Source organism: Paenibacillus andongensis, assembly GCF_025369935.1.
Classification (GTDB): Bacteria; Bacillota; Bacilli; order Paenibacillales; family NBRC-103111; genus Paenibacillus_E; species Paenibacillus_E andongensis.
Map to the genome: position 1 here is coordinate 1,766,105 of NZ_CP104467.1, position 14,282 is coordinate 1,780,386.

General features: G+C 47.2%; 9 protein-coding genes, 3 tRNA genes and 1 rRNA gene. 7 read left to right on the top strand and 6 right to left on the bottom strand.

Going from position 1 to position 14,282, the window contains the following annotated elements:
* The first annotated feature begins 167 nt into the window (after window positions 1-167).
* From NYR53_RS08195 to mtnK, 5 genes are all read left to right on the top strand, one after another.
* A 23S ribosomal RNA gene (locus NYR53_RS08195) occupies window positions 168-3,085 on the top strand.
* A gap of 67 nt (window positions 3,086-3,152) precedes the next feature.
* A tRNA-His gene (locus NYR53_RS08200) sits at window positions 3,153-3,225 on the top strand.
* Window positions 3,226-3,241: 16 nt separating this feature from the next.
* Window positions 3,242-3,313 (top strand) — tRNA-Gln (locus tag NYR53_RS08205).
* A 16-nt stretch (window positions 3,314-3,329) separates the two neighbouring features.
* Window positions 3,330-3,411: transfer RNA gene (locus tag NYR53_RS08210), tRNA-Leu, on the top strand.
* A 232-nt stretch (window positions 3,412-3,643) separates the two neighbouring features.
* Window positions 3,644-4,861 carry an S-methyl-5-thioribose kinase gene (gene mtnK, locus NYR53_RS08215; protein ID WP_261304720.1) on the top strand — a complete coding sequence of 406 codons (1,218 nt, stop codon included), beginning with the start codon at window positions 3,644-3,646 and terminating at the stop codon, window positions 4,859-4,861.
* Between the two features lie 69 nt (window positions 4,862-4,930).
* Here the strand turns inward: mtnK and speD are convergent, their stop codons facing one another.
* From speD to NYR53_RS08230, 3 genes are all read right to left on the bottom strand, one after another.
* On the bottom strand, window positions 4,931-5,302 hold the full coding sequence (gene speD / locus NYR53_RS08220) for an adenosylmethionine decarboxylase (RefSeq protein ID WP_261304721.1): 372 nt from the start codon (window positions 5,300-5,302) through the stop codon (window positions 4,931-4,933).
* 345 nt (window positions 5,303-5,647) lie between these two features.
* Window positions 5,648-6,958 (bottom strand): aminotransferase class I/II-fold pyridoxal phosphate-dependent enzyme, encoded by a 1,311-nt coding sequence (locus NYR53_RS08225; RefSeq protein WP_261304722.1) that lies wholly within the window; start codon window positions 6,956-6,958, stop codon window positions 5,648-5,650.
* Window positions 6,959-7,073: 115 nt separating this feature from the next.
* Complete coding sequence (locus tag NYR53_RS08230; protein WP_261304723.1) at window positions 7,074-7,664, bottom strand: GNAT family N-acetyltransferase; 591 nt, start codon at window positions 7,662-7,664, stop codon at window positions 7,074-7,076.
* Window positions 7,665-8,111: 447 nt separating this feature from the next.
* Here NYR53_RS08230 and pdxR point away from each other — a divergent pair, with 447 nt between their 5' ends.
* A complete protein-coding gene (gene pdxR, locus NYR53_RS08235) occupies window positions 8,112-9,650 on the top strand; it encodes a MocR-like pyridoxine biosynthesis transcription factor PdxR (protein ID WP_261304724.1) in 1,539 nt (512 codons plus the stop codon).
* An 85-nt stretch (window positions 9,651-9,735) separates the two neighbouring features.
* The gene (locus NYR53_RS08240; protein ID WP_261304725.1) at window positions 9,736-11,175 is read left to right on the top strand and encodes an NAD-dependent malic enzyme; all 1,440 of its coding nucleotides are present in this window, start codon (window positions 9,736-9,738) and stop codon (window positions 11,173-11,175) included.
* A 169-nt stretch (window positions 11,176-11,344) separates the two neighbouring features.
* Here NYR53_RS08240 and NYR53_RS08245 read toward each other — a convergent pair whose 3' ends face one another.
* From NYR53_RS08245 to NYR53_RS08255, 3 genes are all read right to left on the bottom strand, one after another.
* Window positions 11,345-12,205: an IS3 family transposase gene (locus NYR53_RS08245; protein ID WP_261306251.1), complete on the bottom strand. Its 861-nt coding sequence runs from the start codon at window positions 12,203-12,205 to the stop codon at window positions 11,345-11,347.
* 11 nt (window positions 12,206-12,216) lie between these two features.
* Window positions 12,217-12,531 carry a transposase gene (locus NYR53_RS08250; protein ID WP_261300801.1) on the bottom strand — a complete coding sequence of 105 codons (315 nt, stop codon included), beginning with the start codon at window positions 12,529-12,531 and terminating at the stop codon, window positions 12,217-12,219.
* Window positions 12,532-12,996: 465 nt separating this feature from the next.
* Window positions 12,997-14,256, bottom strand: a complete 1,260-nt coding sequence (locus tag NYR53_RS08255) for an MFS transporter (protein ID WP_261304726.1) — start codon at window positions 14,254-14,256, stop codon at window positions 12,997-12,999.
* Window positions 14,257-14,282: the final 26 nt, after the last annotated feature.

The following is a 14,282-nucleotide window of genomic DNA, read 5'->3' on the forward strand; positions in this document are numbered from 1 at the left end:
TCAAGTGCGAAAGCACAAAACAGTTTACTCACTCGTGTTCAGTTTTGAAGGATGAATTTTCCTTCAACTACTTGTTCCTTGAAAACTAGATAACGAAACAAAACGTAAAGTAAGAACTTAGGTTGCTTGATCTTATGATCTTGCAAAATTCTTTAAATGTTTTTCTAGGTTAAGCTAGAAAGAGCACACGGAGGATGCCTAGGCACTAGGAGCCGAAGAAGGACGTGGCGAACGACGAAATGCCTCGGGGAGCCGTAAGCAGGCTTTGATCCGGGGATGTCCGAATGGGGGAACCCAGCTGTGGTAATGCGCAGTTACTCTATTGTGAATACATAGCAATAGTAGAGGCATACCCAGGGAACTGAAACATCTAAGTACCTGGAGGAAAAGAAAACAAAAGTGATTCCGTCAGTAGCGGCGAGCGAAAGCGGAATAGCCCAAACCAAGGGGCTTGCCCCTTGGGGTTGTAGGACCTCGATATGGGGTTAGTTCGGTAGGCGAAGAGATCTGGAAAGGTCCGGCATAGAAGGTAAAAGCCCTGTAGCCAAAATCGAACGAAACCCCTAGAGGTATCCTGAGTACGGCGGGTCACGTGAAACCCCGTCGGAATCCGGCAGGACCATCTGCCAAGGCTAAATACTCCCTAGTGACCGATAGTGAAGCAGTACCGTGAGGGAAAGGTGAAAAGCACCGCGGAAGCGGAGTGAAAAAGAACCTGAAACCGTGTGCTTACAAGAAGTCAGAGCCCTCTATATGGGTGATGGCGTGCCTTTTGTAGAATGAACCGGCGAGTTACGTTCCCGTGCGAGGTTAAGCTGAAAAGGCGGAGCCGCAGCGAAAGCGAGTCTGAATAGGGCGCTTGAGTACGTGGACGTAGACCCGAAACCGTGTGATCTACCCCTGTCCAGGGTGAAGGTGAGGTAACACTCACTGGAGGCCCGAACCCACGCATGTTGAAAAATGCGGGGATGAGGTGGGGGTAGCGGAGAAATTCCAATCGAACTCGGAGATAGCTGGTTCTCCCCGAAATAGCTTTAGGGCTAGCCTCGGATGTGGAGTTGTGGAGGTAAAGCACTGATTGGGTGCGGGGCCCGCCAAGGGTTACCAAGTCCAGTCAAACTCTGAATGCCACAAACTTAAATCCGGGAGTCAGACAGTGAGTGCTAAGATCCATTGTCAAAAGGGAAACAGCCCAGACCATCAGCTAAGGTCCCCAAGTGTGTGTTAAGTGGGAAAGGATGTGGAGTTGCACAGACAACCAGGATGTTGGCTTAGAAGCAGCCACCATTGAAAGAGTGCGTAATAGCTCACTGGTCGAGTGACTCTGCGCCGAAAATGTAACGGGGCTAAACACGCCACCGAAGCTATGGCTTGCACGTATGTGCATGGGTAGGGGAGCGTTGTATGTACGTTGAATTCTGACCGTAAGGACAGGTGGAGCGCATACAAGTGAGAATGCCGGTATAAGTAACGAAAAGATCAGTGAGAATCTGATCCGCCGAAAACCTAAGGGTTCCTGAGGAAGGCTCGTCCGCTCAGGGTAAGTCGGGACCTAAGGCGAGGCCGAAAGGCGTAGTCGATGGACAACAGGTGGAAATTCCTGTACCACCGTAGCCGTTATGAGCGATGGAGTGACGCAGAAGGATAGTGACGCGAGCTGATGGATGCTCGTCCAAGCAGTGAGGCTGGTTAGTAGGCAAATCCGCTAACCGTAAGGCTGGGCTGTGATGGGGAGGGAAACTTTAAGTACCGAAGGTCATGAGTTCACACTGCCAAGAAAAGCTTCTAGCCAGGCGAAGGTGCCCGTACCGCAAACCGACACAGGTGGGTGAGAAGAGAATTCTAAGGCGCGCGGAAGAACTCTCGTTAAGGAACTCGGCAAAATGACCCCGTAACTTCGGGAGAAGGGGTGCCTCGGTAGGGTGAATAGCCCGAGGGGGCCGCAGTGAAAAGGCCCAAGCGACTGTTTAGCAAAAACACAGGTCTGTGCGAAGCCGCAAGGCGAAGTATACGGGCTGACGCCTGCCCGGTGCTGGAAGGTTAAGAGGAGTGGTTAGGGGTTAAACCCGAAGCTATGAATTGAAGCCCCAGTAAACGGCGGCCGTAACTATAACGGTCCTAAGGTAGCGAAATTCCTTGTCAGGTAAATTCTGACCCGCACGAATGGCGTAACGACTTGGGCGCTGTCTCAACGAGAGATCCGGTGAAATTTTAATACCTGTGAAGATGCAGGTTACCCGCGACAAGACGGAAAGACCCCATGGAGCTTTACTGCAGCTTGATATTGGACTTTGGTACGATCTGTACAGGATAGGTGGGAGCCTTTGAAGCCTGAGCGCCAGCTTGGGTGGAGGCGCCGTTGGGATACCACCCTGATCGTATCGGAGTTCTAACCTGGTACCGTAATCCGGTATGGGGACAGTGTCAGGTGGGCAGTTTGACTGGGGCGGTCGCCTCCTAAAATGTAACGGAGGCGTTTAAAGGTTCCCTCAGAATGGTTGGAAATCATTCGCAGAGTGCAAAGGCATAAGGGAGCTTGACTGCGAGACCTACAAGTCGAGCAGGGACGAAAGTCGGACTTAGTGATCCGGTGGTACCGAATGGAAGGGCCATCGCTCAACGGATAAAAGCTACCCTGGGGATAACAGGCTTATCTCCCCCAAGAGTCCACATCGACGGGGAGGTTTGGCACCTCGATGTCGGCTCATCGCATCCTGGGGCTGAAGTAGGTCCCAAGGGTTGGGCTGTTCGCCCATTAAAGCGGTACGCGAGCTGGGTTCAGAACGTCGTGAGACAGTTCGGTCCCTATCTGTCGCGGGCGTAGGAAATTTGAGAGGAGCTGTCCTTAGTACGAGAGGACCGGGATGGACGTACCGCTGGTGTACCAGTTGTCTCGCCAGAGGCATCGCTGGGTAGCTATGTACGGAGGGGATAAGCGCTGAAAGCATCTAAGCGCGAAGCCCCCCTCAAGATGAGATTTCCCAGTATGTAAGACCCCTTGTAGACGACGAGGTTGATAGGTTCGAGGTGGAAGTGCAGCAATGCATGCAGCTGACGAATACTAATCGGTCGAGGGCTTAACCAATAAACCTAAGCTGAAATACTTTACGTAAGTTTCGTATCTAGTCTTCAGGGAATAAATCCCTACTGTGGCGATCGTGGCGAAGGGGTTAACGCACTGGTTTGTGGATCCAGCATTCGTGGGTTCAAGTCCCATCGGTCGCCCTTTTCCCTTCAATAATGGGGATTAGCCAAGCGGTAAGGCAACGGACTTTGACTCCGTCATGCCTAGGTTCAAATCCTAGATCCCCAGTTTTCTATTTTCATACGCGGTCGTGGTGGAACGGCAGACACACCATCTTGAGGGGGTGGCGCTCACAAGGCGTGAGGGTTCAAATCCCTCCGACCGCATCTCTATTTAAGCAAGAAACCCTTACTAGTTAAGGGTTTTTTTGTGTTACAACGGATGTGGAACATACAGAAATGGATCAGATACTATTACCATCGATATATTCTCTTAGAATGACCTAAATTTGTAGTCTATTTTACTATTTTGGCTTTTTGTATACACCAAATCCTCTTTGTTCGATTATTAATAGAATAGTATAACTTTTCTTCTCGTGGAAGAAGGAGGAATGATAGTATGCTTCAGTACCAAGCCCTCAATGAATATAAAGCTATGAATTACGCCAGAAAGCTAAGAAACATGTTTAAGTCAAATGCAGAGCTAGTTTGCGAAGAGATCGGCGATGGGAATTTAAATCTCGTCTTTCGGATTACTGACAAAAGTTCAGAAAAAAGCATCATAATAAAGCAGGCACTTCCTTATGCGCGGGTGGTTGGGGAATCTTGGCCTTTGACTCTTGAACGGGCACGAATTGAGAGTCAGGCATTGATCGTTCAACAGTCTATTTGCCCAGGTTTTGTGCCTATTGTTTATCATTATGATAGTACGATGGCTTTGACAGTGATGGAAGATTTGTCGAGCCACATGAATCTGCGTAAAGGATTGGTTGCCCGAGAACGCTATCCTCATTTTGCATGTCAAATTGGCACCTTTCTGGCACGTACTTTGTATTTGACATCTGATTTTGCATTACCCTCTCAAATGAAAAAGGAGAAAGTGGTTCAATTCTCTAATCCGGAGATGTGCAAGATATCCGAGAATCTCATTTTTACAGATCCCTATTTCGCTTCAGAAACCAAACCATTTAATCCATTAATAGCAGATAAGGTAGTTGAAATAGAGGAGAATAACCAACTGAAACTTGAGGTTGCAAAATTAAAGGAAGGTTTCCTCACTCATGCCCAGGCACTCATCCACGGGGACCTTCATACCGGCAGCATCATGGTAACGAAAGACGAAACTAAAGTGATTGATCCGGAATTCGCTTTTTATGGACCTATGGGATTTGATATCGGCGCTGTAATAGGAAACCTTCTACTTAGCTTTGCCTCCCACGAAGGACACACTACGGACTCGCAGGAACGAATGGATTATCAAGCCTATCTACTTACGATGATTGAACAAATATGGACTTACTTTGAAAAAGAATTTAGGATTTTATGGAAAAATGAATCTAAAGAAAGAATGGCTGTAATCCCTGGATACGTAGATCATTACTTACTCCAAATCCTTGAGGATACGGCAGGCTATGCGGGTTGTAAAATGATTCGTAGAATTATAGGTCTAGCGCATGTATGGGATATGGAAAGTATAGATGATCCAAGTTTGCGGGCAAAATCAGAAAAGCTAGCACTTTCGATCGGACTAGAATTGGTACTAGAAAGACGGAAAGTCCAAAGAATTAACGACATTACATCCCGTGTTAGACAGATAGCAGGGTGGGGGGATTTATAATTAAGAGGATTATTATTTGGGAGGTCATGTTAACAGTAAAAGCCTCTTCATCCGAAGAGGCTTTTACTGTTAATCTAAGTCAACTATTTCATTAGAACCGCGAATTAATGTTTTCGTATACATTTTCTCGGGTTTTAATATTTCCATTAAATAATCGACTGCTATTTTAGGATCTACTCTCTTTCCGCATGTGTAACCATCTATAGCCGCGAAACCTTCCTCCGGATAGGTGTGAATGGAAAGATGACTTTCAGACAAAAGAACAAGTACGGAACAGCCGCTTGGATCGAATTTTTTATGGATGACTGACAGCACGGTAGCACTGCTTTTCTCAGCAGCATTCACCATGATTAATCGTAAAAAATCAACATTATCTAGAAAACTGGAATCTACTCCCCAAACGTCAACAATCGTATGCCTGCCATATGTTGAATATTGCAAATCAATCACTCCTTCCAAATATCAACTTCATCACATTCTATGAATAGAAAATGAAGAGTGATCTAGTAAAGTGACTAATTCTAGTGAAAATCTACGATAGGGGTTCTTACATTTATCGTATTAATTCCTTTATTATTACTAGGGTTTATTAGTTATCAATATTCAAGTGGATTAATGAAAGATCTGCTTTCCAAATCAGTAGAAAAGGAACTTCACCAAGTAGATAATATCCATCGATGATGCACCGGAATGAAATAGGAGTAGAACAAACGCGAAGAACAAACTAAAAGAACAAAAAAAAGCACTCTCTAACTTGATGTTAGGAAGTGCTCTTTTTTGTTCATATTATTTGCTTGCGGAGACGGTTTCTATTTCTTTAACGCTTTGATAAATGAGGTTGAATAGCTCTTCGAGGCTGCCTTCTTCAATACAGGAGAAAGCAACGCGCAGATCGGTAGCTCCTAAGGCGATCGTACCTACACCATGCTGATCCAGTAAGTGTACACGTAAGTCTTCGGCATCAACGGTTTTGAGCTTCAAGCACATGAAGTAACCGGAGTTGAACGGGTAGTAGCCCCATGCATCATCAAACTTTCCGCTGTCCAGAATGGACTTGGTGCGGTTAGCGCGGCCTTTCATGATCTCGTATTTCTCTTGTTTCTGTTGGCCAAACTCAGGAGAGTTAAGCGCGTGAAGCACGAATGTTTGAGACGGGTGAGGACCGCTGGAAATGGTCGCACGGATGATCCCCATTGTTTTCTGCTCTAAGGCGCTGAGAAGTGCTTCGCTTTGGCCAGCATACGTAATGAAGCCTACACGGAAGCCCCAGACGTATTCTTCTTTGGTGGCTCCGTCGATTTTGACAGCGAGCACACGTGGGTGAATGTCAGCCAATTGACCGAACAAGGACTCATGCAGGGAACCTTCGAAGAAAAGACCGAAGTAGGCGTCGTCCGTAAGTACGACTACGTTGATGCCTGCTTCAGCAGCATCTTTGATGGCAGCAGCAATTTCTTTCCCCTCTTCAGCCCCAGGTGTATAGCCTGTCGGGTTGTTCGGGAAGTTCAAGACAACGATCGCTTTGCCTTTGGATTTTTGAGCAAAAAGAGCTTCACGAAGTCCAGCTGCATTAAATTTTTGCTCTTCGTTGTATAACGGGTAATTCACGATTTGGGCACCGCGGCGGATTTCGAAGGTGAGCTCGTAATTTTCCCAGTTTTTATCTGGAATAATGACTGCATCACCAACATCTGCGAAAAGGTCGGCGGCAATGCTAAGACCATGGGTCAGGGCATTCGTAACAATCGGGTTTCCGATTCGTTTATTGCCAATCTCGGGATTTTCCTCGAGCATTTTTTTGCGCCATGCTGTACGAAGTTCAGGTTTACCGGCAGGTGGTGCGTATTCATATATATCTTTTGGTGCATAGGTAGAGAGTGTGTCTTGAATGACCTTCAGATGCATAGGTTGACCATTTTCGATAGCAATACCGATGGTAGCATTATACTTCTTGGCTTTGGCCTTTGCTTCAGCAGATTGGCTGAGAATGCCTTCTTTCGGGAAGTAAATGGATCTACCTAATGCTGAAAGCATGTCATGCACGTGAGAATTTTCACGTTCCAGGGTCTCGTTTAACTTTTGTGCCAAAGGATTCATAAGAGTGGGTCATTCCTTCCAATGAGCTATTCATTTTTTGCAGTTATTATACCACTTTAAAAAGGGTACGTCACTGCGCGAAACAAATATTTTCGGATTGGTATTGGATATGGAATTACACGCTTACATTATTTAAAAAACTTTCTAATCGATGTTTAACTCCAGGCCATTCGGTATCAAGGATGCTAAACATGACAGTGTCACGAATATAACCATCGTGAAGTATGCGATGTTGACGTAGAATACCTTCTTTTTGGGCACCTAATCGAGCAATAGCCGTTTGAGAACGTTCGTTCCGTAGGTCCGTTTTTAGTTGGACGCGGAGAAGGTTTAATGTTTCGAAACAGTGGTTCAGCAGTAAATATTTACATTCGGTATTAACGCGCGTACGCCACACTTGGGAATTGTACCAGGTATGACCGATTTCCAGATTCCGATGTTGAGCTGAGATATCGAAGAGACGCGTGCTACCGACGAAAGCATCGGTATGCTTATCGTAGACGCTGTAAGGGATGCCTAGTCCTGCCGCCTGTTCTTCTAGTGCTTGGTGGACAAAGTTCTCTACATCTGCGGAACTATGAAGCGGCGTCATATATGCCCATATGTTCGGGTCGGCTGCTGCTTCTAGTAGGCCGGATATATGGGATTTTTGCATAGGCAGTAGGGCGACACGCTCGCCTTCTAAAATAAGAGGTTGTAGATTCATTGGGAATTTTCTCCTTGTCATAAGGACTTTTTTATGAGATTTTAGATAGCATAATTGAAAAGTGGAGTAATAAAAAGAGCCAATTTTGTTGGATTTATGTGTACCAATTTTATGTTATTAGGGGCACTCTTGTTTTTAGAGGGAACGTTGATGCGTTAAATGATTAGTTTCATCGAGTAGAGGCGATTAGACGGAACATCGTTCCGCTATTTGTTAAAAAACAAGGTATATACGCTCGATTTGGGCTAAATAACGGATCGTAGTTCCCTTTGGGGAGCGAAACAAGCATTTTGCAAGAAATAACGCACTCAGGTTCCCCTTAGTCATGTCGAGGCTAATAAACAAACGTAAGTAACATCATTTATAACAGAAGATTGTCCTAATTATTCATCGATTCCTTCATTTGCAGGATAACGAATTCTTACTATAATGATCGGAGGAGCGAGCATGGAGTTTCATTTACCCTACCATTCCTATCGGACCCAATATGCGAGTAAGTATGCCGCATTGTATCATGCTCTTCATGATGAAATACTTGCAAATAGATTGAAACTAGACACGAAGCTCCCATCGAGCCGTAAACTGGCAGCTTTGTTTGGACTGTCTCGGGGAACCGTTAATCAGGTGTATGAGATGCTGATTGCTGAAGGTTATTTGCAGGCTGATGTAGGAAGAGGGACATTTGTTGTATATGCCGGCGGGCAGGAGAAGAAGGAGCATGGTAGTAGGAAGGAGATTCGACTATCCACTTGGGGGACGCGGGTGCTTGATGGGGATCGGGTAGGGCGGGGAGAAGGGCAAGAGCTAGGACGAGGACAAGGACAAGGACAAGGACAGGGACAAGGACAAGGACAAGGACAAGGACAAGGGCAAGGGCAGGGACAAGGACAAGGGCGAAAGATTTCGTTTGCGGTGGGTCGACCGCTAATGGATGAGTTTCCGCGGGAGCTGTGGAACCGCGGGATGTATGAGCAGGTGCGGCGGATGACGGAGTCGCCGCATAAGGAGGCTTACAACGCCGAGGGGCATTATGCGCTTCGCGAAGCGATCGCACAGCACCTGAGGCGGATGCGGGGAATCGATGCGCCGCCTGAGCGCATCGTCATCGTTAACGGGTCGATGCAAGCGATAGCGCTGCTGACCCAGGTGCTTGTGAATGAAGGCGATCCAGTCGTACTGGAGCGTCCAGGGTATCCAGGCATCAGCAGCGCTGTGCTGGCGGCTGGGGGAATCCCCGTACACGCGGAGGTGGACGGGCAGGGGCTTGTTCCGCAGCCGTGGAACGCACGGCTGCTGTTCGTGACACCCAGCCGCCAGTTCCCTACGGGGGCAGTACTGGGCTTAGAGCGCCGCCAGCAGCTGCTGCGCTGGGCGTCAGAGCAAGGCGCTGTCATCGTCGAAGACGATTATGACAGCGAGTTCAGGCACCGCGGGCGGCCGATTGAGCCGCTCAAGGTGCTAGACCAAGAGGAGGGCCGAGTGGTGTACATCGGCACCTTCTCCAAAACGATGCTGCAGGAGCTGCGCATCGGGTACGTCGTGCTGCCGGAGGCGCTGCAGGACGCTTTTGTGGCCGCGAAGCGGCTTTACGAGCCGTACCCTTCGGGGCTGCTCGAACAGCGCTCGCTCGCCGCTTTCATGGTGAGCGGCGGCTACGAGCGACACCTGCGCCGGATGCGGCGGGTGTACGCGAGCAAGTTTTTGCTCCTGCAAGCTCATCTGCAGGAGCAGCTCTCCGCCCTCTTCGAGTGGGTGGAGTGTGATAGCGGGCTGCATCTGTTCGGCTGGTGGCGGAGCGAGGCCAGCAGCTATGCCTCCTATGCAGCTGCATGCCGTGAAGTTGGCGTCTCATGGAGCGACGCAGCGGCTTACGGCCTCCCCCCAGAGCGAATGGGGGCAATCTTCGGTTTTGCACATCTAACCGAGGAGGAGATACGCCGCGGTGTTGCTCTTTTAAGGCATGTTCATGATTGCCACAAAGGATGAGTGTGATTTTTGGCAGGATTGACATTGTATGATATGATTTAACAGGATGGTCAATTAATTATCTTCTTAGGAGTGATCTCTTTTTATGGCGGGGTTAAATGGTGGAGGCACAAGTGTTATTGTGCGTTTGGAAATACATAAAGAATTGGTCACTTTTGGGAAAATTGCTACAGCTATAGGTGAAGCAGGCGGCGATATTGTCGCGATTGACGTAACACGAGCAAGTAAAACAACGACAACGCGCGATATTACGGTAAAAGTTAGCGACCCTGAACATACAGAATCTATAACTAATGCGTTGAAAGATATTCCTGGCGTCCGCTTAATTAACGTTTCAGACCAAACGTTTCTCATGCATTTGGGCGGCAAGATCGAAATGACTCCGAAAATGCCGATTAAAAATCGGGACGACCTATCCCGTGTCTATACACCGGGTGTTGCTCGCGTTTGTATGGCTATTCATGAAGACCCAGCTAAAGCACACTCATTAACGATAAAACGGAATACGGTTGCTGTTGTGTCGGATGGCACAGCGGTCCTAGGTTTAGGAAATATCGGTCCGGAAGCGGCGATGCCGGTAATGGAAGGGAAGGCCATGCTGTTCAAGCAGATGGCGGGTGTAGATGCGTTCCCGATTTGTTTGGACACGCAGGATACCGAAGAAATTATTCGTACGGTCAAAGCGATTGCACCAGCTTTCGGCGGTATTAATTTAGAAGATATTTCGTCGCCTCGTTGTTTTGAGATTGAGGAAAGATTAATCAATGAACTCGATATTCCTGTATTCCACGACGATCAACATGGAACGGCAGTAGTTATTCTTGCAGGGCTGCTCAATGCGGTTAAGCTTGTGGGCAAGAATTTGGAAGATTGTAAAGTAGTTATCACGGGCATTGGAGCTGCGGGGATTGCCTGTACAAAGATGCTGTTAGCTGCCGGAGTTACAAATATTATCGGAGTAGATCGACAAGGCGCAATCGTACGCGGAGATAGCTATACGAATTCGGCTTGGGAATGGTATGCAGACAACACAAATCCTTTTTTACAAAGAGGACTACTGTCTGATGTTATATCAGGTGCTGATATTTTCATTGGGTTATCGGGGCCAGGTGTGCTTAAGGCGGATGATGTGAAGAGAATGGGCACGGATCCGATCGTGTTCGCGATGGCAAACCCAACACCGGAAATTACGCCGGAAGAAGCTGAACCTTATGTTCGTGTGATGGCAACCGGCCGGTCAGATTACCCGAATCAAATAAATAATGTTCTTTGCTTCCCGGGGATTTTCCGCGGTGTGTTGGACTGTCGTGCTTCGCGCATCACGCAAGAAATGAAGCTGGCCGCAGCCAAAGCAATTGCATCGGTAGTGAATGAAGATGAGTTGAACGAATATTACATTATTCCAAGTGTGTTCAACACGGCTGTTGTTGAGAAGGTAAGAGAAGCGGTCATGGAAGCCGCCTATGAATCCGGTGTGGCCCGTCGCCGCAGCCAGCGCGAGACACATGATGCACACCACGAATAAGTGGTTATGAATTAGCAGTTCGGTAAACCTCAATGGAGGTGATCCGAACTGTTTTTTCGTTTTTCTAAGCTATGGTAATTGGGTCACGGTTGGCAGTCAGCTGGATGATGCTCAAAACCATACAAGATGCAGTTTTGCTCTTCTGTCAAGAAAGTGGACACTTCTTTAGTTAAGCTGCGTTCTGGTAGTACAACTTTTCGAAGCGTAACGGAGACATGTAGCCAATCGTGCTGTTAGATCGTTTCCGGTTGTAAAAGATTTCGAGGTATCGGAACAACTTCTCCTGCGCTTCTTGCTTCGTCTTAAATTTGGGTTTGCTGTAGATACACTCACGTTTTAAGATGCTGTGAAAAGCCTCAATACAAGCATTGTCATAACAGTTGCCCTTACGACTCATGCTTGGCTTCATACCGTAGCTTGCTAACTGCTCACGGTACTCCTTTGAGGCATACTGGGAGCCGCGATCAGAATGATGGATAAGACCTTTGCCTGGCTTCTTAGAGGCGTATGCCTGATTTAGCGCATCCATTACCAAGTCAGTCGTCATTCGATCGCTAAGTTTCCATCCAACGATTTGTTTCGTGTGCAGATCCATGATGCTAGCCAGATAGAGCCTCCCTTGACGGCAAGGAATGTAGGTTATGTCAGCTACCCACTTTTCATTTGGTTTCGTTGCTTTAAAGTCTTGCTCAAGGATATTGGGAGCAATGGGCTGATCGTGATTAGAATCTGTCGTAGTGACCCTGAACTTCCGCGCCATACACGAACGTAATCCATGTTCGCGCATAATAAGACCCACCGTACGTTCCGCTACGGTCCAGCCTTCTTTCACAAGTTCTTTGAATATCCTCGGGCTGCCATAAGTTTCATCCGAATCATGAAAATGCCACTTAATGCGTTTAGTTAGTTCCTCTTTGCGCTTGTTACGCTCGGACACAACAACAGTTTTCCATTTGTAATAGCCGCTCCTAGACACTTGTAGCACGTCACACATCTTCTCCAATCGAAACTCGGAGCGATGATCCTCGATGAATTGGAACCTTAGTTCTTTTCTTTGCTGAAGATGTGCAGCGCCTTTTTTAAAATAGCGAGTTCCTCTTGGAGATCTTGATTTTGGCGTTCTTTCTCCTGATACTCCAGATCTTTTTCACGTAACTGTTGCTCAAGCTGGCGCACTCTTTCCGGAGTAATTACTGACTCCGTCTGAAATTCGTCACGGTATGTAGCTTTCCAGTTGTGCAGAACACCCGCAGATATCCCGAGCTCTTCGGACATCTGCGGCATTGATTTACCTTGCTCTAAGATGTACTTCACTGTCTGCTTCTTAAATTCTTCACTATAACGATTTCGTTCCATCCCGGACACCTCTCCCTCTTATTGATATTATCTTAGTTTCACTTAAGAGATGTCCACTTTTAATTCTAGGTGCAGAAATGCAGTTAATTCGCTTCAGAGGGAAGTGCTACTCGGTAGAAATTAACTGCATGTTTTGCAGCAAAGTATATTTTAAGAACTCCTTAAAAGTGTGGCGGAGGAAGAGGTGTGCTACCGAGGGAGGGTGTATTGACATGCCAGGTGGGAGTGGTTAGTAGGTAATAGTAAAGAGATAGAAGTGTAGGTAATGGGTTCGTTTGCAGTAAGGTAAAGGGATAGAAGTGTAGGTAATGGGTTAGTTTGTAGTAAAGTAAAGGGAAAGTAGCATGCGGCGTTAGCATCCAGCAAAGAATTACACGAAATCCCCTAACTTGTCTATATATACGAAAAAAACCTTGTTTCAGCAGCTGATTCAGCTTGCTTAACAAGGTCTTTCTTTCTTTCTTTCTAATTAGTTTCTTCTGTCCATTGTCTTAACTTGCGATCCGAAGGGAGAAGGAAAGTCAGGATGCCGAGAAGCGGCAGAAATGCACACATTTCCATAACACGCGTCGTGCCCAGGGTGTCGCAGAGATTGCCAAGAACAACACTTCCGATGCCGCCCATTCCAAAGGCTAAACCTGTAATTAAGCCGGAAACGGTTCCGACTTTCCCAGGAAACAGCATTTGGGCGTACACAACGGTAACGGAAAAGCTGGATAATAGGATGATACCGATAATCACAAGTAAAACGTAAGCCCAAGTTATGGACACATGCGGTAACAGCAAAGCAAACGGCGCTGAACCAAGCATGGAAAAGAAAATGACATTACGCTTACCGAAACGGTCTGCAAGCGGACCACCAAAAAAGGTTCCAACCGCTCCTGCTGCTAGGAACAAGAAGATAAAGTCCTGTGCGCGGTCGATTGACATGCCGTATGTATCTTTCAAGAAAAAGGCGAAGTAGCCGCTCATTGCTGCTCCATACCAAGAACGGACGAATACAAGAAAAATAAGCAGGCAAATGGCAAACATGACTTGCTTGCGCCGCTGTGGGTTGACGGTGCGCTGTACGATTGTCTTAGCTTTGACCGGTGTGGCAAGCAGTACGGATTTGTACCAGCGAGCAATATATAATTGCACGGCGATAGCCACAGCTGCAACGCCTGTGAACCATATGGAACCGAATAATCCAAGTGGAATGAAAATCCATTTGGTCATCATGGGGGCCAAGGATTGACCGGCGTTACCGCCTACTTGGAAAATGGATTGAGCCAGACCTTTGCGACCTCCCGCAGCCATGTGAGAGACACGAGATCCCTCCGGGTGGAAGGCGGCTGAGCCAAGACCTACAAAGCAAACTGACAATAAAACGACCCAATACGAATGTGCGAATGCGAGCAGGAGCATACCTGTAAGGGTGGAGGCCATGCCAATTGGCAGCATATAGGGTGAAGGCTTGCGATCTGTATATAAGCCAACAACCGGCTGCATAATGGATGCCGTGAAGTTAATGGCGAACTGCACCCAACCAATCTGTGTATAGCTTAGTCCCATCTCGCTTTTTAGAATGGGAAAGATAGCAGGAATGACAGATTGAATCGAATCGTTGAGTAAATGGACAAGACCAATTGCGAATAAAATACGATATACGGTAGGTTTGACGTCTCCGGTACCATGTAAGCTCTTGGAGCTTTGTTCGGGAGATGATGCTGTAATGGACGCCATGGTTCTCTCCTCTCCAGTGACAGATC